Here is an 18458-nt window from a genome sequence, read left to right as displayed (position 1 = left end):
TGCTTGGAACGATCTAAGTAATGACGTGCGCTTACGCATTTTCCCACCCCTTGATCGATGACCTCGACCAACAGAGGGAGTCTGAATTAGAGCCGTTTCTTCTTGATTTCTCCTACGTTTCACACAACGCTGATCCTAGACTCGCCCACCGAGGACCTGCCGCGGAGGAACTCATGAACTTCTCCATTCTGGGAGGACTTGAGGTTGTCCGCGAAGGGACATTAATTCCGATACGTTCCGTGAAACAGAGCATTCTTCTCGCAATCCTTTTGTGTCGAGTAGGCGAGTTGACTCCGACCGATGTTCTGGTCGACGCCCTCTGGGGGCCCGACCACCAGGAGGGCAGCGCCACCCGGCTGCGCCTCCACATCCACCGCCTGCGCCGCCTTCTCGGCGACACCGCCCAGATCACCTACCGGGCGCCCGGCTACGTCCTGCACGTCCCGCCGCAGACCATCGACAGCTGGCAGTTCGAGGCGCTGGCGGGCGAGGCCAGGCGCTTCATCGACACCGGCGACCCCACCCGCGGCAGCGACCTGCTGCGCTCCGCGCTCGACCTGTGGCGCGGGCCCGCGCTCAGCGGGCTGGAGGGGGTGCCGCTGCTCCAGCAGGTCGCGGTACGGCTCGCGGAGAAGCGGATCAGGGCACTGGCCCTGCGCATCGACGCCGACCTGGCGCTGGGCCGCCACGCCGACCTCATCGGCGAGATCCACGGCCTGGTCCAGGAGTACCCCCTGCAGGAGCGTTTCCGTGCGCAGCTCATGACCGCCCTCTACCGCGACGGGCGACAGCCCGAGGCCCTGCAGATCTACCGCGAAGGACGCGACCTGCTCCACACCGAGCTCGGTTTGGAACCTTCCATCGAGCTGAGCCGCCTCGAGCACGCCATCCTCAATCGCGACCCGTCGCTGCTGCTTCGCGAGGCGGAGAAGGAACCCGCCCCTGCCATCCAGGCCGGGTTCGTCGGCCGCGCCCGCGAGCTGGTCGAGCTCTCGGTCGTGGTCCGCCGCACCCCCCTCGTCACCCTTATCGGGCCGCCCGGCGTCGGCAAGTCGCGGCTGGCCCGCGAGCTGGGCGAACGCGAGCACCTCAGCTACCCGGGCGGCGTCTGGACCGCCGACCTGGCCAACGTCTCCCCCTCGTCGCCGACGTTGTGGGCGACGGCCACCGACCGCGACGGGAACACCCTCCCGATGGCCGAGCTGCTGTGGCGGCTGTCGGCCTCGCCCGCGCTGCTCATCCTCGACAACTGCGACCCGCTGCGGCAGGAGTTCGCCACGCTCACCCGCGACCTGCACCACACCCTGCCCGAGCTGCGCATCGTCGCCACCTGCCGGCAGCGCCTGCCCTCCGAGGGGCAGTCGGTCTGGCGCGTGGCGCCGCTCGCCCTGCCGTACGAGCAGAGCGTGCAGGCTGTGCGGTCCTCGCCCGCGGGACAGCTGTTCATCGAGCAGGCCTCGTCGGCCGACCGCGAGTTCACCCTGTGCAAGCACAACGCCGCCGAGGTGGCGCGCATCTGCCGGGCCGTCGACGGCATCCCGCTGGCCCTGGAGCTGGCCGGGCAGCTGACCGTGTCGATCCCCGTCGAGCAGCTGGCCGTCCGGCTCGACCGGCAGCTCGACCTGCTCACCAGGTCCGGTGGCGACACGCCGCGGCACGCCTCGCTGCGCGCGGCGATCGAGTGGAGCTACGCGCGGCTCAGCGGCGAGGAGCAGCGGGCCTTCGACCAGCTGTCGGTGTTCACCAGGCCGTTCCGGATGGAGGACGCGCGTACGGCCCTGGCCAGGGGCGGGATGGGGGTGACGGCCGAGCGCATGCGCGACCTGGTGGGCATCTTCATCGAGCACTCGCTGCTGTACGTGGAGCGGGCGCAGGACGGCACGAGATACCGGCTGCTGGAGATGTTGCGGCAGTACGCCGCTCAGCAGCTGGCCCGCTCGCCCGCGGGGTGAGGCTCAGGGGCGTTCCATCGGGAACAGGATCGGGCTCAGGAGGTAGCGCCCGCGTTCGGCGGTGGCCTGGTGCGCCAGGCGGGGCACGATGACCTCGCGCAGGTCGGCGATGAGGTCGCGCACCTCGCCGGGGTCGAGCCAGACCGCGTGCTGGCGGTATCCGACCAGGTCGGCGGCCGGGTCGGCGCCCTCGCGCTCGAGGTAGGCGTTGAACTCCGCCTGCATGATCGCCATGGCGGTGGCGAATCCGCGCCGGTAGTCGTCGGTCGTCATCGAGGCGACGGCCTCGGCGTCGATCACCGCCCGTTCCTCGCGCAGGCGGTACTGCCGCTCCACGGCTCCGCGCACCCTGCGCTCCTCGGCCACCTCCAGGATCCCGCCCGCCGCCAGCAGGTCGACGTGACGGTAGAGGGTCGCCTTGGAGACGTCGGGGATGCGCTCGCACAGCTCGGACGTGGTCATCAGGCGTTCGCCGCGCATGGCGTGCACGATGCGCAACCGCACGGGGTGCGCCAGGAGCTCCAAGGTGTCCATGGTCCAATGTTCTCACATGTGCTACCTTTCTCATCTATGAGAAAGGATTGGATCGAACAAGACGTGGTCCTGGACACCGGACCGCTCGCCGTGCCGGGAACGCTCACCTTGCCGTCCTCTGGCCCGGCCGGGGCCGGAGTCGTGCTGCTCAGCGGCGGCGGGCCGTTCGACCGCGACGCGTCCAGCGGGCCGAACAAGCCGCTCAGGGACCTGGCCTGGGGGCTGGCCTCCCACGGCGTCGCCGTGCTGCGTTTCGACAAGGCGACCCATCTCGACGTCACCCTGATGACCTCGCCGGGTTTCACCATGACCGAGGAGTACGTGCCGCACGCCGTGGCCGCGCTCGACCTCCTGCAGAAGCACGCCCGCCGCGTCTTCGTGGTGGGGCACAGCATGGGCGGCAAGATCGCGCCGCGGGTGGCGGCCGCGCATCCGGGCGTCGCCGGCCTGGTGACCCTGGCGGCCGACGCGCAGCCCATGCACCGGTCGGCGGTGCGCGTCCTGTCCTACCTGGCCTCGGTCGGCGACGACCCCGCCGTCAAGGAACTGGCCGAGGAGGTCGCCCGCCAGGCCGCCGCCGTCGACGACCCCGGCCTGACGGCCGACACGCCCGCCGCGGACCTGCCTCTCGGGCTGCCGGGCTCCTACTGGCTCGAGCTGCGCGACTACGACCCGGTGGCCGCGGCGTCCGCGCTGGAGCTGCCGATGCTTCTCCTTCAGGGCGGGCGCGACTACCAGGTGACCGTCGCCGACGACCTGTCGTTGTGGAGAGCGGGGCTCGGGCATCGGCCCGACGTCACGATCCGCGTGTACGAAGCCGACGACCATCTGTTCTTTCCCGGTGAGGGACCCTCCACCCCGGAGAGTTATCTCGCCGCCCAGCATGTCGATCCCGTCGTCATCGACGACATCGCCGAGTGGCTGCGAGAAAACATTTAGGAGAATAGAACGCTACTCGGCCGTTAAAGAGGCACGATAAAGCGCTATAAATCCGTCAATCGCCTTACCCAATACCACCCGAAATGCGGGTGAGCACGTCACGGATCGCGCGAACGACGTCATCGGCGCCGAGCCACGGCAGCGACGCGTGACCCACCCCGGACACCGGCCGGTTCTCGCCGCGGGGGACGGAGGCGGCCAACGTGTCGTAGAGCCGCCGCTTGGCGTCGATCTCGGCGAGCATCAGCGCCTCTGACTCCCCCGCCGAGACCGCGCGCTTGAAGTCGTCGACGCCGGTCGCGGTCAGCACGATGAGTGGCAGGTCGGGCAGCGGGCCCGCCTTGCCGACCTCGTCGTAGTACCCCTTGACGGCCGCGACCGCGCGGAAGCCGTCCGACAACCATTCGCGGCCGAGATGCGCCTCGATGAGGGGCTCGCGCACGTCGGCGGGCCAGCCGCTCATCATGCGGCCGAACAGGTCGCGGTAGAAGGCGAGGACCTCTGCGGGCAGCTCGTCCGGCAGCTCCATGGCGCCGGGGTCGAAGGAGGCGCGCAGCTCCTGGAGCTCCTGCGGCATGGAGGTGTCGTAGTCCTCGTGGGCGGGATCCATGAGGACCAGCCCCGCCACCTCGCCGGGGTAGCGGATCGCGTGGAGGCGGGCGAACAGCGCGCCCAGCGAGTGGCCGACCAGCACGTACGGCCCTGGCACGCCGGCGACCCGCAGCAGCTCGCGCAGCTCCTCGACCGTCTCACCCGCGTCGGGCAGCCGTCCGGACGAGCGGTCGCTCCAGCCGGTGCCGGAGCGGTCGTAGACGACGGCGGTGGTGAGCTCGGCGACGCGCTGCTGCAGCCCCCAGTAGTCGAGCCCGACGGCACCGCCGCCCGCCAGGAACACCACGGGCGGAGCGCCCGTGCCCGCGCTCCGCATGTACAGGCGGCGTCCGTTCACTTCGTGATCCATGGTCCACCTTTCCCATTTTTGGAAACAGTACCAAATATGGGAACATGGGGGAATGGACTTGCTGGAGCTGCTCCTCCACCCCGTGCGCATGCGCATCGTGCACGCCATGTCCGCCGGCCGGACGCGGACCACCACCGAGTTGTGCGCGGGCATGCCCGACGTGCCCAAGACGAGCCTGTACCGCCAGGTCGCCCTGCTGGCCGAGGCCGGGGTGCTGGAGGTCGACGGCGAGCAGCGGGTGCACGGCGCCGTCGAGCGGCGCTACCGCCTCAACCGCGCCCGCGCCTCGATCGACCAGGAGGCGGCGGCGTCGATGTCGCTCGACGACCACCGGCGCACCTTCGCCGTGGCGATGACCGCCCTGATCGCCGACTTCAACGCCTACCTCGACCACGAGGGCGCCGATCCGGCCGCCGACTCGGTCGGCTACCGGCAGCTCGCGTTGTGGCTCGACCCGGAGGAACTCGCCGGACTGCTGGCCACCGTGATCCCGGCGGTGCTCGCCCACGCGGGCAACGGTCCGGGCGAAGGACGGCGGCTCTACCAGCTGAGCCCGATCATCTTCCCCCTGGAGCGGGAATAGCGCCTCTCAGCCGAACTCAGCCCAGCTCGGGGCCAGCTCGGGGCCAGCTCGGGGCCGGCTCGGGGCCAGCTCGGGCCAGCTCAGCTCACCCGAGCTCAGCAGCCTTGCGCAGCAGCAGCGAACGCTCGCGTTCGTTGCCGCACATGCCGGCCGCCCGCTCCAGCTCCTTCCTGGCCTCGACCGTACGGCCCAGCCGGGCCAGCAACTCGCCCCTCACGCTCGGCAGCAGATGCGAGCCCGACAACCGCCCGGCCGCCGCCAGCGCGTCCACCAGCTCCAGCGCGGGAAGCGGCCCCTCGGCCATCGCGACCGCCACCGCCCGGTTCAGCTCGACGACCGGCGAGGGCGCCACCCTGCCGAGCGCCTCGTACAGCAGCACGATGCGCTCCCAGTCGGTCCCCTTCACCGACTCCGCCGCGGCGTGGCAGGCGGCGATCGACGCCTGCAGGCCGTACGGCCCCAGACCCCGGCCGAGCGCGGTCGCGCGGCCGAGCGCGGCACCGCCGCGCAGGATCGCCGAGCGGTCCCACAACCGCCGGTCCTGCTCCTCCAGCAGGACGGCCTCGCCGCCGGGGCCGGTGCGGGCCGGGAAGCGGGCCGAGGTGAGCTCGAACAGGGCCAGCAGGCCGTGCGCCTCCGGCTCGGCGGGCAGCAGCGCGGTCAGCATCCTGGCCAGCCTGATCGCCTCGTAGGCGAGGTCGTGGCGCACGAGGCTCTCGCCGGCCGTGGCCGTCGAACCCTCGGTGAAGATCACGTAGAGCACGCTCAGGACGCCGCCGAGCCGTTCCCTGCGCTCGGAGGCCGGGGGCAGCTCGAACGGGACACCCGCCGCGGCGATCGTCTTCTTGCCGCGGGTGATGCGCGCCTGGATCGTCGGGACCGGCACCAGGAAGGCGCGCGCGATCTCCTCGCTGGTCAGGCCGCCGACCGCGCGCAGGGTGAGGGCGACGCGCGACTCGGGCGACAGGACCGGGTGGCAGGCCGTGAACATCAGGGCGAGCACGTCGTCGTCGACCCGGTCGGGGTCCCAGGGCAGGTCGTCCTCGGGCGGGACCGTCGTGGCGCCCGAGGACGCCTGCCCCTCGCCGAGCGGACCGGCCAGCATCGCGTAGCGCTTGTCGAGGGCGGTGCGGCGGCGGAAGCCGTCGATGGCGCGCCTCCGGGCCGTCGACAGCAACCAGCCGGCAGGGCTGGCGGGGGCGCCCTCACGCGTCCACGTGACGAGCGCCTCGGCCAGCGCCTCCTGCGCGACGTCCTCGGCGAGGGCGAAGTCGCCGGTGTAGCGGGCGAGCGCGCCGACGATGCGCGGCGCCTCGATGCGCCACACCGCCTCGACGGCCCGCCGCGCCGCCTCACTCACCTGCCGCACGCCCGCTCCTTGATCATCTCTGGGTTCACTCCGTCCGAGCCTCTCACCTCCAGGTCGAACGGGGTCAGCGGCGGATCGACATCGCGCGGGAGATTTGTCCCCCAGGTGGGACCGGCGACGACGCCCCTCTGGCCAGCAGCCGCGGCTGCCCTCCGCCGTCGGCCGCGACCGCCCAGACGTCGCCCGCCCTGCCGTACATCACCGTGTTCCCGTCGAGCCAGGCCGCCTGGTCGTCGACCTCGGCGGTCTCGGCGAGCGGGGTCTCGCGCATGGTGGCCAGGTCGAGCAGGTGCAGCCGCCAGGCGCCGGCGGGCATGCGCTTCTTGAACGCCAGCCGGGTGCCGTCGGGAGCGAGTGACGGGCACTCCACGTTCTGCCGCAACGTCCTGGCCTGCCAGGCGGTGTAGTCGCCCTCGACGAGGTAGGTGCGGCCCTTGGTGGAGACGGTGGCGTAGAAGCGGTTGTCGTCGGCGGCGAAGCTGACGCCCCAGTAGTTGACGTCGACCGAGTAGTAGCGCTTGCCGTCGATGAAGAGCGGGATCTCCTCCATGTTGGTGACGAGGTAGCCGGTCTTGGTGTCGAGGATGCCGGTCCAGGTGGAGAAGCCGCCGCTGTTGTAGGAGTCGCCGGTGACGAAGACCGTCCAGGAGACCATGCGGCCGCTGGCCGACACCCGGGCCCGGCTCGGGATGCCGGCGATGCGCACGCGCCGCACCTCGCGCAGGCCGGCGTCGAGGATGAGCGCGTAGGTCTTCGGCACGGCTCCGGGCTCGACGATGAGGCAGACCGCCGTGCCGGCCGCCTGGTAGAAGCGGTCGCAGCGCCGGTCGGTGCCGGTGATCATGCCGGAGGCGGTGTCCCTGACCCGGATGGTGTCGACCTCGCGCGGGGCGGGGCCCGACCGCCACCACGCGTAGCCGGTCACGCCCAGGCCGAGCAGGAGTGCGGTCAGACTGACGATCAGCAGGCGTTTCGTGCCAGCACCGTTTTTCATCCCAGCACCGTCCAGAGCGCGCCGAACAGGATCGAGGAGAGCATGCGGGCCACCGCCTGGCCGGTCTGGAGCCAGGCCAGGCCGCTGGTGCGCGTGGCGTCCGGCAGGAGGGGGCCCGCCGCCGCCATCAGGACGCCGTCGGTGGCGGCGTAGAACAGGCCGAGCAGCACCAGGATCACCAGCGCGTGGGCCTGCCAGGCGAGCAGGCCGTAGAGGGCCAGCAGGAGTCCGTGACCGGCCAGGAAGACGGGCATCCTGCCGTACCGGTCGGCCAGCCGCCCGACCGGCACCGCCGTGAGCAGGTAGACCAGGGCGGTGCCCAGGGGCAGGAGCGGGAAGAACTCGGGCGCCACCCGGTCCTGCAGCAGCAGGTAGATGAACGCGTCGCTGAGGGTCAGCAGGCCGAGCAGGCAGGCCAGCAGCAGGATGCGGCGGAACCGCGGGTCGGCGGGAAGCCGCAGGCCCGGCCGCCGCTCCCCGACGGGCATGGACGGCATGGACGGCATGGATGGCGCCACCCCCGAAGGCGCCGCCCCCACCAGAGTCAGCGGTGCCGGGGTGCGGTGGTCGCGCACGTAGAGCACGAGCAGCACCACGCCGAGCAGCCCGAGCGCGAAGCTGGCCACGAAGACCAGGTCGTAGGCTCCGCCCAGGGCGAGCAGGCCGAACGCGGCCAGCGGCCCGAGGAAGGCCCCGATGGTGTCCATCGCCCTGTGCACGCCGAACGCCTGTCCCTGACGGCCCGGCTCGGCGCTGAGCGAGATCAGCGCGTCGCGCGGCGCCGTGCGCAGGCCCTTGCCGGCCCGGTCGACCGCCACCGCCGCGCCCAGGGCGGGCACCGAGGCGCCCGCCGCGAGCAGGCCGAGCCGGGACAGCGCCGACAGGCCGTAGCCGATGCCGGCCACGAGCTTGCGCCGCTGCCACCGGTCGGCGGCGTAGCCCGCGCCCAGCCGTACCAGCGCCGTGACGCCGAAGTAGAGCCCGTCCACCAGCCCGTAGGCCAGCGGGCTGAGCCCCACCACCAGCACCAGGTAGTACGGCAGGATCGCGGTGATCATCTCGGAGGAGATGTCGGTGACCAGGCTCACCGCTCCCAGCGCGGCCACGTTTCCGGGGACGGCCAGGAGCAGTCTGAGCCTGTTCAGCTGTGGTGTCGCAACGTACATCAGTGGCAGGCGTAGGTCGGGCCGGAGTCCTTGACCGAACCGTCCAGGCCGATGAGCTGGGTCTGGAAGGAGTCCGGGCCCAGGTTCAGCTTGACGACGCCGTAGGTGTCGGTCAGGCGCTTGAGGCTGTTGGGCTGGACGTTCTCGATCGCGTACGGCGAGGCGCCGCCGGTGCCGCCGATGATGGACACGATGCCCTGGGTGTCGGAGCCGCCGTTGGCGTTCTGCGGGCCGAACCGCTCGTAGTGGTGGTCGTGCCCGCCGAGCACCAGGTCGGCTCGGGCGTCGTAGAGGGCCTGGTAGGTGGCCCTGGCGACCGGCTGGTTGCCGTGCTCGCCTGAGCTGTACAGCGGGTGGTGCCAGTAGGCGGCGACGCACTTCTTGGTGTTGGCGGCCAGGTCGGCCTTGAGCCAGTTGAGCTGCGTGGAGCCGAAGTCGTTGGAGTCGAGCGCCACGAAGTGCCAGTTGCCGTGGTCGTAGCTGTAGTACGGCTTGCCGTTGGGGTAGGCGATCGACCCGAAGTAGGCCTTGTATCCGGCCAGCGAGCCCGCGGGGTCGTAGGTCTCGTGGTTGCCGGGCGTGGGGCGGGTCTTGCTCTTGAACGCGCCCCACGACTTGTCGTAGTAGTTGCGGAAGTCCGAGATCAGGGCATCGTCGTACTGGTTGTCGCCCATGGTGATGACGAATTCGGGGTTCATCGTCTGCACGAGGGCGGCGGTCTTCGGGTGGATGCAGGAGCTGGAGCTGGCGGTGCACTGCTGGGCGATGTCGCCCGCGGCGGCGACGACGAAGCTGGTGCCGCCTCCGGTGTCGGGGGTGATGTCCAGGCGGTCGATGTTGGGCCCGCCGTCGTTGCTGGTGGCGGTGGCCCGGATGGTGTTGGCGCCCGCGTTGAGGGTGACGGTGGCGGCCTGGGTGGTCCAGGTGGTCCACGCGCCGGTCGGCGGGAAGGTCACGGAGGCGGCGTTCGCGCCGTTGACCGTCACCGCGACGGGCCGGTTGCCGGTGGTGGAGTTGTTGGCGTAGCGGAAGTCGAGGCGGTGGGGTCCCGCGGCGGCCGCGGTGACGCTCCACTCGATGTAGCCGCCGGTCGTGTTGACGTAGTCGACGAAGCCGGTGCCGGTGAAGCCGGCGTGCTTGGTGTCGACGAACGCCTGGGACAGGGTGGCGTTCTCGGCCTGGTAACCGGGTGCGGGGCCGGTGCCGCCTTCGCCGTACACCTGCATCTCGTAGAGGGAGTAGCCGTAGGAGGTGCCGCGTTGCGTGCCGTGCATGCGGACGTAGCGCGCGGTGCCGGTGATGGCCGCCTCGTCGACGCCGCCGTCGCCGGTGGTGGTGGAGTGGGCGTCGGTCCAGGTGGAGCCGTCGGCGGAGAGCTGGATCTTGTAGGTCTTGCCGTAGGCGGCCTCCCAGGTGAGCTTGACGCGGCTGAGCTGCCGGCTGGCGCCGAGGTCGACCTGGAGCCACTGCGGGTCGCTGCCCTCGATCGAGGCCCAGCGGGTGGTGGTGGTGTCGCCGTCGAAGGCGAGAGAGGCGGGGAAGGTGGCGTCCTCGACGGAGGAGGCCGTGGCCGGCTTGCCCTGCGAGAGCAGGGTCTCGGCGGCGGACGCGGACGCGGTGCCGCCGTTGAGGAGGGGGACGAGCAGAACGAGGGGTAAGAGCAGTCGTCTCATGAAGGATTCCCGGAAGTCAGGCAGGGGGACTTCAGGGCCGGGGCAGCTGAGACAGCTGAGCACGTCACGTCCGCGTGGGACGCCGCGCCAAGCCCTTCACTCCGCGATCCTGCAAGCAGGCCGTGGCGTTGTCAAGAAAGTTAGGAAACATTCCTAACCTGAAGAGACTTGGGCCTTGTGTACCGATTCCCCACCCCATACTCTCCGCTGAGAGTTAGGAATCTTTCTTAACTAACCTGGAGAGTCCGTGAAAGTCTTCCTCGCCGTCGCCCTGGCGTTACCCATGCTGGTGAGCGCCACGGCCGACCCCCTGATCTCCCGCGGCAAGCCCGCGTCAGCCTCCTCCATCGAGGCGAGCGGCTTCGAGGCGGGCAAGGCGGTGGACGGCAGCACCTCGACCCGCTGGGCCTCGCTGGAGGGCAGCGACCCGCAGTGGCTGCGCGTCGACCTCGGCTCATCGCACACCATCAGCCGGGTGCGCCTCAACTGGGAGGCCGCCTACGGCAAGACCTACAAGATCCAGACGTCAAACGACGCCAGCGCCTGGTCCGACGTCTACTCCACCAGCGCGGGCGACGGCGGCGTCGACGACCTCACGCTCACCGGCACCGGCCGCTACGTCCGCATGTACGGCACGCAGCGCGGCACGCCGTACGGCTACTCCCTGTGGGAGTTCGACGTGTACGGCACGCCCGCGGGCGGCTCCGACACCACGCCTCCCAGCGCCCCCGCCGACCTGCGCAGCACCGGCACCACCTCGTCCACGGCGAGCCTGGCCTGGAGCGCCTCGACCGACAACGTCGGCGTCACCGGCTACGACGTCTACCGCGGCGGCACCCAGGTGGCCAGCGTCACCGGCACCAGCCACACCGACACGGGCCTCACCGCCTCGACGTCCTACAGCTACACCGTCAGGGCCAGGGACGCCGCGGGCAACACCTCCGGCGCGAGCGGCTCCGTCACCGCCACCACGCAGCCGTCCGGCAGCGGCCCCGCCGTGCCCTTCGGCAGCCACAGCCGGCCCTACGCCTCCGGCATGCTGCGGCCCTCGGGCAGCCAGGCGTCCCTGGACGCCCAGGTCGTCGACTACTACAAACGCTGGAAGGCCGCCTTCGTCCGCCAGAACTGCGGCAACGGCTGGTACCAGGTCATCTCCCCCGACGCCGACCACCCCTACGTGGCCGAGGCCCAGGGCTACGGCATGGTGATCGCCGCGACCATGGCCGGGGCCGACCCGGACGCCAAGAAGATCTTCGACGGCCTCGTCAAGTGGAAGATCGACCACCCCTCCTCGATCAACCCCGACCTGCTCGCCGCCGAGCAGAACACCTCGTGTGTCAGCGTCAACGGCACCGACGCCGCCACCGACGGCGACATGGACGTGGCCTACGGCCTGCTCCTGGCCGACCAGCAGTGGGGCAGCTCCGGCACCTACAACTACAAGCAGCTGGCGATCAGGCACATCAACGCCATCAAGAAGGACGAGATCAACCCCTCCACGAACCTGCTGAAGCTGGGCGACTGGAGCAGCTCGGGCGGCGAGCACTACTACATCAGCCGCACCTCCGACTGGATGGCCGACCACTTCCGCGCCTTCCGCAAGGCCACCGGCGACGCCGCCTGGGACACCATCCGCAACGCCCACCAGAACCTGATCACCAGCCTGCAGAGCGGCTTCGCCTCCGGCACCGGCCTGCTGCCCGACTTCGTGGTCAACACCAACACCAGCCCCAGGCCCGCCCCCGGCGAGGTGCTGGAGTCGGCCAACGACGGCCAGTACTACTGGAACGCCTGCCGCACCCCGTGGCGGATCGGCGACGACGCGGTCACCAGCAGCGACGCCAAGTCGCTCGCCCAGGCGCGCAAGCTCAACACCTGGATCAAGAGCAAGACCGGCGGCGACCCGAACAAGATCGCCATCGGGTACAAGCTGAACGGCACGCAGATCTCCAGCGGCAGCTCGGCGGCCTACTTCGCGCCGTTCGCCGTCGCGGCGATGACCGACTCAGGCAGCCAGGCCTGGCTCGACGCGCTCTGGAACAAGATGGTCGGCACCGGCATCGACTCCAGCAGCTACTTCGCCGCCAGCATCCAGCTCCAGGTCATGATCACCGTCACCCACAACCACTGGGTGCCGTGACTCACCGGGGCCGCCCTCCTCACGGGGGGCGGCCCCGCCCGCCGATGCTGTACTACGTGCTCAGAAGGCGCCCGTGGTGGTGCCTCCCGATCCGGTCGCCGGGGTGGTGACCGTGTTGTTGCCTCCCGGCTCCCACGCGTCGGCCGTGTCGGGGAAGTTCGCCTCCTGCCGCTTGACGCACTTCCACTCCACCGTGGTGTTCGGCGGCAGCTTGGAGATCGTCCCCGTCCACGTCGGGTAGGACGTCGGCGACAACTTCACGGCGCTGGCCACCGACCAGGCGCCGAGCTGGGGCACGTTGCCCACCGCGTACACCGACTGCCCGCCGGTGGTGGTGCCGTTGGAGCAGGAGAAGGTGACCGAGACCGGCGCCTGCCCGAGGGTGAAGGCGAAGGTCTTGGCCGTGGTGACCGCCGTCGAGGCCGACTTGGCGACGATCAGGTTGCCGCCCGCGTTGTACCAGCCGCTGGAGGCGGCGTCGAAGGCCGCCTTGGTGGCGTGCTGGGTCAGGGCCGAGCCGTTGAGCGTGACGGCCGACGCCTGGGTGTCGGCCACGAGCTCGACGACGTTCTGCCGCGAGGACGGCGCCCCGGTGTAGGTGCCGCTGGAGGCGGCGACGGTGACCGTGGCGGTGGAGCCGCTGAGCTGCTGGCTCAGCGGCGTGGTGCGCACGGCCCCGCCCTGGTAGGCGGTGCTGGCGCCGTCGTCCTCGTAGAGGGTGAAGCTGCTGGAGCCTCCGGCGTACACGCGGGCGACGAGCTCGCCCCGGGTGGTGGCGTCGGTGCGCTTGCCCATGACGTTCATCGTCTTGTCGTCGACGAACATCTTGGGCAGGATCGCCCCGTCCCGCGCGAAGGCCGGCAGCCGGAAGGAGCCGTTGACCCACAGCGGCCGGTCGGTGAACCACTGGCCGGTGCTGGTGAGCTTCTCCCCCGTCGCGTAGTCGTACCAGGTGCCCGCGGGCAGGTAGACGTCGCGTTTGCGCTCGCCCGCCCCGGCCACGACGCCGACCAGCAGGTCCTTGCCGATGAGCTTCTGGTGACCCATCTCCCGCACGTTCGGGTCGTTCTGGTGGTAGTACGCGAGCGGCGGCACCACCGGCTCGCCCGTGGTGTAGGCGCGGTGGGCGAGCGAGTAGTAGTACGGCGTCAGCTCGTAGCGTTGCCGCAGGTTGGCCAGGTTGCTGGCGGTGTGGCCGATCTGGTCGGGCGAGGTCTGCGCGCAGTTGCACAGGTTCTCGGTGTGCGGCCTGATCGGCACCTCGAACCAGGCGCCGTTGGCGAACCACTGGGTGTAGAGCTCGTTGAGGTCGGAGTCGAGCATCTCGCGGCGGAAGCCGCCGATGTCGGAGCCGTAGTAGTCGATGCCCGACATCGACATGTGCATCTGCGCGTTCTGCTGCTGGGCCAGGGCGGTCAGCTTGGAGCCGATGTCGGCCGACCACATCGCCACGCCGTGCCGCTGCATGCCGCCCGCGCCCGAGCGGGCCAGCATGAAGGGGCGTTTGGTGCCGGAGGTGTAGCCGCGGGCGATGCTCTGGGCCCACTTGAGGTTGTAGACGTTGTGGTAGTCGGCGTGGGCGTGCTTGCCGGGCAGCACCCCCGCGGTCCAGTCAGCCGCGTCGTACATCTCCGGCTCGCCCAGGTCGAGCCAGTGTCCCAGGACGCCCTGGTTGATCAGCGGCTGGCGCTTGGTGGTGTGCCAGTAGTCGCCCGCCGCGTCCTGAGTCCAGTCGATCATGCCGCCGCGCCCCCACCAGTCGTTGGTGGTCAGGTACGTGGGCGCGCACGAGGAGCATCCGGCGCGGACCAGGTAGCCGCGGGTGGCCATGTCGGCGTGCTCGGCGTTGTTCTTGCCGATGTACGACTCCTCGATGGTCATCAGCCCGAGGCCCTCGGTGGACGCGAGTGACGAGATCTTGGTGGCCGGGTTGGGGAAGTTCGCGGTGTCCCACGCCAGCGTGCCCATGCGCGTGTTGTCGGATCCGGCCGTGACGCCGCCGAACCACTGCAGGTCGAGCACGAAGCCGTCGACGGGGAACTTCGCGGTGCGCAGCGTGGCCAGCCGGTTGTCGATCTCGGTCCAGTTGTCGTAGCCGAACTCCGAGACCCACATGCCGAAGGCCTTCTTCGGCGGCACCGGCGGCCGGCCGGTCAGCTCCATGTAGTCCTTGCGCAGGTCGGGCAGGTCGGCCCCGGTCATCGTGTACCAGCGCACCTGGTCGCCCCAGGTGTCGACGGTCCACGGGTCGCCGGTGAGGTTCCACTCCTGCTTGTAGACCTGGTCGAGGAAGAAGCCGTAGTTGAGGTTGGAGGCGCCGACCGCGAACAGGACGGGGATCTGGGCGTTGCCGACCGGCCCGTTGTCGGTGTCGTAGGCCATGGCGTTGCCGTACGTGCCGCCGGGCGTGCGGGTGCGGCCCACCCAGTCGCCGTCGGAGCTGCCGCCCATGAAGAACTGCTCGCCCAGGCCGTAGGCGTTCTGGATCGAGCCCTTCGTGATCGACAGGCCCTTCCACGCGGCCGACAGGTTGCGCGGGCAGGCCTCGTACAGCAGGCGGGTGGGATCGGAGACCTTGACGCAGAGCGTGCCCGCCGTGACCTCGACCTTCATCGAGGCCGTGGTGAGCGTGTTGCCGCTCTGGTTGAAGCTCGTCGGCCCGGTGTAGTTGGTCTTGGCCACCTGCGGAGTGGTGAACAGCGGCGACGAGGTGCCAGGGCTGGTGCCGTTGGCCAGCTCGAAGTGCACCAGGTCGTCGTCGAGGAACTCCACGATCAGGTAGGTCGAGCCGCTGGTGAACTGGACCCGCTGCACGGCCGCGTGGGCGGGCTGGGCGACCAGCAGCGGCAGCAGCAGGGCCGCCAGCAGGAGGAGGGTGCGTCTCATGGGCGTGCCACCACCAGGTGGTCGAGGTTGACGCCGCCGCTGCCGTACAGGATCTTGATCGACCTGGCGCCGGCGGTCAGGGTCGCCGGGATCGAGGCGGTGCCCCAGGTGTCCCAGTTGCCCGTCGACGGCATCGACAGGGTGCCGACGCTGACGCCGTCGACCTGGACGGTGGCCGTGGCGGTGGTGGCCACGCCGTTGGAGTAGCGGAACTTCAGCGAGTGGCTGCCCGCGGCGTCGGCCTTGACGCCGAAGGTGAGCGCGTCGCCGGAGGCGCTGAAGCCGTCGGCGAAGCCGGTGCCGGTGTAGCCGGGGTGGTTGGTGTTGGTCGAGGTGCCGGTGCCGGTGGCGAACTCGGCCTCGTAGCCGGCCTTGTCGACGCCGTTGAGCGTGACGGTCCTGCTGGAGGCGGAGGAGGCCAGCTTGACGTGCGTGAGCTGCTGGACCGGGTCCCACCACCAGCCCTCGGCGGCCGCCTTGAGCGCGGCCAGACTGGCCCGGGCGGTGGCGCCGGTGACGCTGCTCGGCTGCGTCGAGGCGACCTGCAGGGTGCTGGTCGTGGTGAGGGCCGGTACGGTCACCGTCGCGGTGTGCGCGGCCCAGTTCTCGGCCGAGCTGATGGTGCGGTTCACCCCGGCGGAGTCCTCGAAGTAGGAGTAGGACGTCGAGCCGGCCGGGTAGATACGGAAGACGAGGTTGGTGTAGCTCGTCACGCTGTTGCCGATCGTGCCGCCGAGCTGGTAGTCGGCGTTGAGGTTGAGCGGGATGATCGCGCCCGGCCTGGCGTAGACGGGGATGCTGTCCAGCCCGGCGTAGTAGGACTTGGTGACCGGTCCGGTGGCGCGCCCGCCGTTCCACAGGTCGTACCACTCGCCCGCGGGCAGGTAGACGTTCTTGGTCGTGGCGCCCTGCGTGGTGATGGGGGCCACGAGCAGCTGCGAGCCGAACATGTACTGCTGGTCGAGCGGTGCGGCGGTGGAGTCGCCGGGGAAGGCGAAGCTCATCGCCCGCATCATCGGCACGCCCGTCGCCGAGCCGGCCTTGGCCTCGGTGTAGAGGTAGGGGATGAGGTTCATGCGCACGTTGGCGAACTTGCGGAAGGACGGGATGACGCTGGTGTCGCCGGTGCGCGCCTGCACGTTCCACGGCGTGCGCGCCTCGGAGACCGCCGGGGCCGCCTTCTCCGAGTGGTACTGCATGATCGGCGAGAACGTCGCCTGCGCGGCCGAGCGCAGGTAGAGCTCGGCGCTCGGGAAGGTGCCGGTGAACCCGGCCAGGTCCCAGGCGGTGTACGGCACGCCGGACTGCCCGGCGCTGAGCATGGCGCGCACGGCCTCCTGGAAGGCGGAGAAACTGGAGTTCTGGTCGCCCGCCCAGAAGATGGAGTACTTCTGCGCCCCTGACGTCCCGGCCCTGCTGAAGATCGTGTTCTGCGCGTTCTTGCCCTTGACGTAGGTGTTGTAGGCGCTGGTGTAGCTGTTGGGGTAGGCGTTGTGCATCTCGTCGCCCTTGCGCCCGTCGGCGAAGGTGACGTTGCGGCCGAAGATGGCCTCGCTGCCGTCGGTCTTGAAGCCGTCGACGCCGATGTCGAAGAGGTAGTCGCGCTTGCTCATCCACCAGTTGGTGGCGGCGGTGCTGGTGAAGTCGGGCACCAGCGAGTCGCCGAACCACTGCCCGGTGGGGATGCGGTAGTTGGGCACGACGTAGTTCTGCGCCTGGGCGTAGGACTTGTCGTTGAGGTGCTGCTGCGGCGGGGTGGAGGGGTTGGTGTCGAAGTTCTCCTTCAGCACCGGGATCTGCCAGAGGACCACCTTGATGCCCTGGTTGTGGGCGTTGGTGATCATCTGTTGCGGGTTCTGCCATGCTGTGCCCGCGGGGAAGGTCAGGTCGGAGTAGGCGAGTTTCCCGCTGCCCGGTTTGGCGGTGTAGGTCGCGCCGTGCCAGACGTAGAAGGTGGCCTCGTCGCTCCACTGCTCCAGCACGAGCGCGGTGTGCGGGATGTTGTGCGTGGTGACGTTGCCGAGCTCGGCGGCGACCTCGGTCTGGGTGTTCCACTCGTTGGCCGACATCCACACGCCGAAGGCCCACTTGGGCGGCAGCTGCGGCCGGCCGCTGACGGCGGTGTAGTCGTCGACGATCTCGGCCGGGGAGCCGGCGAAGAAGTGGTAGTCGAGCGTGGAGTTGAGCGCGCCGCCGGTGTCGACGGTGAACCCTGCCAGGTCGCTCAGGTGGGTGCCGAGGTTGAAGATCGCGTAGCGGGTGCTGGGGAGGTAGACGCCGTAGCCGGCGGAGTTCAGGAAGAACGGCACGCTCAGGTAGGTGCGGCGGGTGGCGCCCTGGTCGCGGTACTGGTTGTAGACGTAGTTGTGCACGTCGGTGCCGCGCTGGTCGAGCCGGTCGTAGCGCTCGCCGAAGCCCTCGAAGCGCTCGCCCGCGGGTGACAGCAGGTGGTCCTCGATCTTGGTGATCGTCGTGGCGCCGTCGCTGGCCCAGCCGATGTTGCGGAAGACCGCCGGGTCGTACTGCCGGGTTATCAGCGTGGTGCCGTCGCCCTTGTAGACCGACAGCCGGTAGGGCGTCTTCTGGATCTTCAGCACCAGCGAGCTCGTGGACAGCGTCAGCGTGCTCGCCGAGTTCGTCACCGTGTATCCGCTGACGCCCGAGATGTTCAGGCCGCTGCCGCTGGGGGCGATCTGGGTCCTGAACCGGTCGAGCGCCGGGAAGGTGAAGCGGATCTTCGGGGTGAAGCTGCCGGCGCTGTCGCCCGTGGTGACGTCCACGGAGGTGCCGTTGTCGGTGTAGCCGGTGACGTTGGTGACCGTGCTCCACGACGTGACGGTGAAGGCGAACGGGCCGGTGCTGCGCTGCCCGCCGCCGTTGACGTCGGCGTTGACCGTGTAGGAGATCTTGTCACCCCGGGCGAACGTGCCCAGGGTGAGCTTCCAGTAGGAGTTGTTGCCGTTGTTGTAGTCGAAGGCGGCGCCGATCGGGGTCTGGGCGACCCCGTTCTTGGTCCACGTCACCCACACGGTCTGTCCCGGCTCGATCGGCCAGGTCGTGGCCTTGATCTGGACGGACTCCCCCGCCATCGGGTCGCGCGGCGCGCGCTCCGTGGCCTCGGTGGAGTAGAGCTCGTCGATGCCGGTGGGGTTGTGGAAGACGCCGTCCAGCGCGTGGGCCGGGGCGTGGATCAGGGACGCTAGCAGGACGATGATCGCGACGACGGCGCCGGACCGTAACCGTTTCACGTGGGGGTGCTCC

At 70.0% G+C, this 18458-nt stretch carries 12 protein-coding genes; 4 read left to right on the top strand and 8 right to left on the bottom strand.

Going from position 1 to position 18458, the window contains the following annotated elements:
• Positions 1–20: 20 nt before the first annotated feature.
• Positions 21–1952, top strand: a complete 1932-nt coding sequence (locus ACIBH1_RS27515; RefSeq protein WP_397316820.1) for a BTAD domain-containing putative transcriptional regulator — start codon at positions 21–23, stop codon at positions 1950–1952.
• Between the two features lie 3 nt (positions 1953–1955).
• On the opposite strand, the gene ACIBH1_RS27510 is transcribed toward ACIBH1_RS27515, so the two are convergent.
• Positions 1956–2486, bottom strand: coding sequence for a helix-turn-helix domain-containing protein (locus ACIBH1_RS27510; RefSeq protein WP_397316819.1), 531 nt, complete (start codon positions 2484–2486; stop codon positions 1956–1958).
• A 36-nt stretch (positions 2487–2522) separates the two neighbouring features.
• Here ACIBH1_RS27510 and ACIBH1_RS27505 point away from each other — a divergent pair, with 36 nt between their 5' ends.
• A complete protein-coding gene (locus tag ACIBH1_RS27505; protein WP_397316818.1) occupies positions 2523–3425 on the top strand; it encodes an alpha/beta hydrolase family protein in 903 nt (300 codons plus the stop codon).
• Between the two features lie 64 nt (positions 3426–3489).
• Here the strand turns inward: ACIBH1_RS27505 and ACIBH1_RS27500 are convergent, their stop codons facing one another.
• Positions 3490–4386 (bottom strand): alpha/beta fold hydrolase, encoded by an 897-nt coding sequence (locus tag ACIBH1_RS27500; protein WP_397316817.1) that lies wholly within the window; start codon positions 4384–4386, stop codon positions 3490–3492.
• A 52-nt stretch (positions 4387–4438) separates the two neighbouring features.
• Between ACIBH1_RS27500 and ACIBH1_RS27495 the strand changes: the two genes are divergently transcribed.
• Positions 4439–4969 carry a helix-turn-helix domain-containing protein gene (locus ACIBH1_RS27495; protein ID WP_397316816.1) on the top strand — a complete coding sequence of 177 codons (531 nt, stop codon included), beginning with the start codon at positions 4439–4441 and terminating at the stop codon, positions 4967–4969.
• 85 nt (positions 4970–5054) lie between these two features.
• On the opposite strand, the gene ACIBH1_RS27490 is transcribed toward ACIBH1_RS27495, so the two are convergent.
• The 4 genes from ACIBH1_RS27490 to ACIBH1_RS27475 form a co-directional block, all read right to left on the bottom strand.
• Positions 5055–6338, bottom strand: a complete 1284-nt coding sequence (locus ACIBH1_RS27490; RefSeq protein ID WP_397316815.1) for an RNA polymerase sigma factor — start codon at positions 6336–6338, stop codon at positions 5055–5057.
• Between the two features lie 64 nt (positions 6339–6402).
• On the bottom strand, positions 6403–7332 hold the full coding sequence (locus tag ACIBH1_RS27485) for a hypothetical protein (RefSeq protein WP_397316814.1): 930 nt from the start codon (positions 7330–7332) through the stop codon (positions 6403–6405).
• Positions 7329–8498 carry an MFS transporter gene (locus ACIBH1_RS27480; protein WP_397316813.1) on the bottom strand — a complete coding sequence of 390 codons (1170 nt, stop codon included), beginning with the start codon at positions 8496–8498 and terminating at the stop codon, positions 7329–7331. Before ACIBH1_RS27480 ends, ACIBH1_RS27485 begins: the two co-directional genes overlap by 4 nt.
• A complete protein-coding gene (locus ACIBH1_RS27475; RefSeq protein WP_397316812.1) occupies positions 8498–10171 on the bottom strand; it encodes a discoidin domain-containing protein in 1674 nt (557 codons plus the stop codon). The genes ACIBH1_RS27480 and ACIBH1_RS27475 overlap by 1 nt, the downstream gene beginning before the upstream one ends.
• 247 nt (positions 10172–10418) lie before the next feature.
• Between ACIBH1_RS27475 and ACIBH1_RS27470 the strand changes: the two genes are divergently transcribed.
• Positions 10419–12311, top strand: coding sequence for a glycosyl hydrolase family 8 (locus ACIBH1_RS27470; protein ID WP_397316811.1), 1893 nt, complete (start codon positions 10419–10421; stop codon positions 12309–12311).
• A gap of 60 nt (positions 12312–12371) precedes the next feature.
• Here the strand turns inward: ACIBH1_RS27470 and ACIBH1_RS27465 are convergent, their stop codons facing one another.
• Together ACIBH1_RS27465 and ACIBH1_RS27460 are read right to left on the bottom strand one after the other, a co-directional pair.
• Positions 12372–15197 carry a TIM-barrel domain-containing protein gene (locus ACIBH1_RS27465; protein ID WP_397316810.1) on the bottom strand — a complete coding sequence of 942 codons (2826 nt, stop codon included), beginning with the start codon at positions 15195–15197 and terminating at the stop codon, positions 12372–12374.
• Positions 15194–18445, bottom strand: coding sequence for a TIM-barrel domain-containing protein (locus tag ACIBH1_RS27460; protein WP_397316809.1), 3252 nt, complete (start codon positions 18443–18445; stop codon positions 15194–15196). The genes ACIBH1_RS27465 and ACIBH1_RS27460 overlap by 4 nt, the downstream gene beginning before the upstream one ends.
• Between the last annotated feature and the right edge of the window lie 13 nt (positions 18446–18458).

The organism is Nonomuraea sp. NPDC050663, from assembly GCF_044456985.1.
GTDB lineage: Bacteria > Actinomycetota > Actinomycetes > Streptosporangiales > Streptosporangiaceae > Nonomuraea.
Note: the sequence above shows the minus strand (reverse complement) of the source record. Positions and strands in the feature narration are given on the sequence as shown.

What these genes read in the sequence shown, in the direction of transcription:
- ACIBH1_RS27485 (WP_397316814.1), bottom strand. Translation starts at nt 7,332, where the DNA reads ATGAAAAACGGTGCTGGCACGAAACGCCTGCTGATCGTCAGTCTGACC.
- ACIBH1_RS27475 (WP_397316812.1), bottom strand. Translation starts at nt 10,171, where the DNA reads ATGAGACGACTGCTCTTACCCCTCGTTCTGCTCGTCCCCCTCCTCAAC.
- ACIBH1_RS27500 (WP_397316817.1), bottom strand. Translation starts at nt 4,386, where the DNA reads ATGGATCACGAAGTGAACGGACGCCGCCTGTACATGCGGAGCGCGGGC.
- ACIBH1_RS27505 (WP_397316818.1), top strand. Translation starts at nt 2,523, where the DNA reads ATGAGAAAGGATTGGATCGAACAAGACGTGGTCCTGGACACCGGACCG.
- ACIBH1_RS27465 (WP_397316810.1), bottom strand. Translation starts at nt 15,197, where the DNA reads ATGAGACGCACCCTCCTCCTGCTGGCGGCCCTGCTGCTGCCGCTGCTG.
- ACIBH1_RS27515 (WP_397316820.1), top strand. Translation starts at nt 21, where the DNA reads ATGACGTGCGCTTACGCATTTTCCCACCCCTTGATCGATGACCTCGAC.
- ACIBH1_RS27480 (WP_397316813.1), bottom strand. Translation starts at nt 8,498, where the DNA reads ATGTACGTTGCGACACCACAGCTGAACAGGCTCAGACTGCTCCTGGCC.
- ACIBH1_RS27495 (WP_397316816.1), top strand. Translation starts at nt 4,439, where the DNA reads ATGGACTTGCTGGAGCTGCTCCTCCACCCCGTGCGCATGCGCATCGTG.
- ACIBH1_RS27510 (WP_397316819.1), bottom strand. Translation starts at nt 2,486, where the DNA reads ATGGACACCTTGGAGCTCCTGGCGCACCCCGTGCGGTTGCGCATCGTG.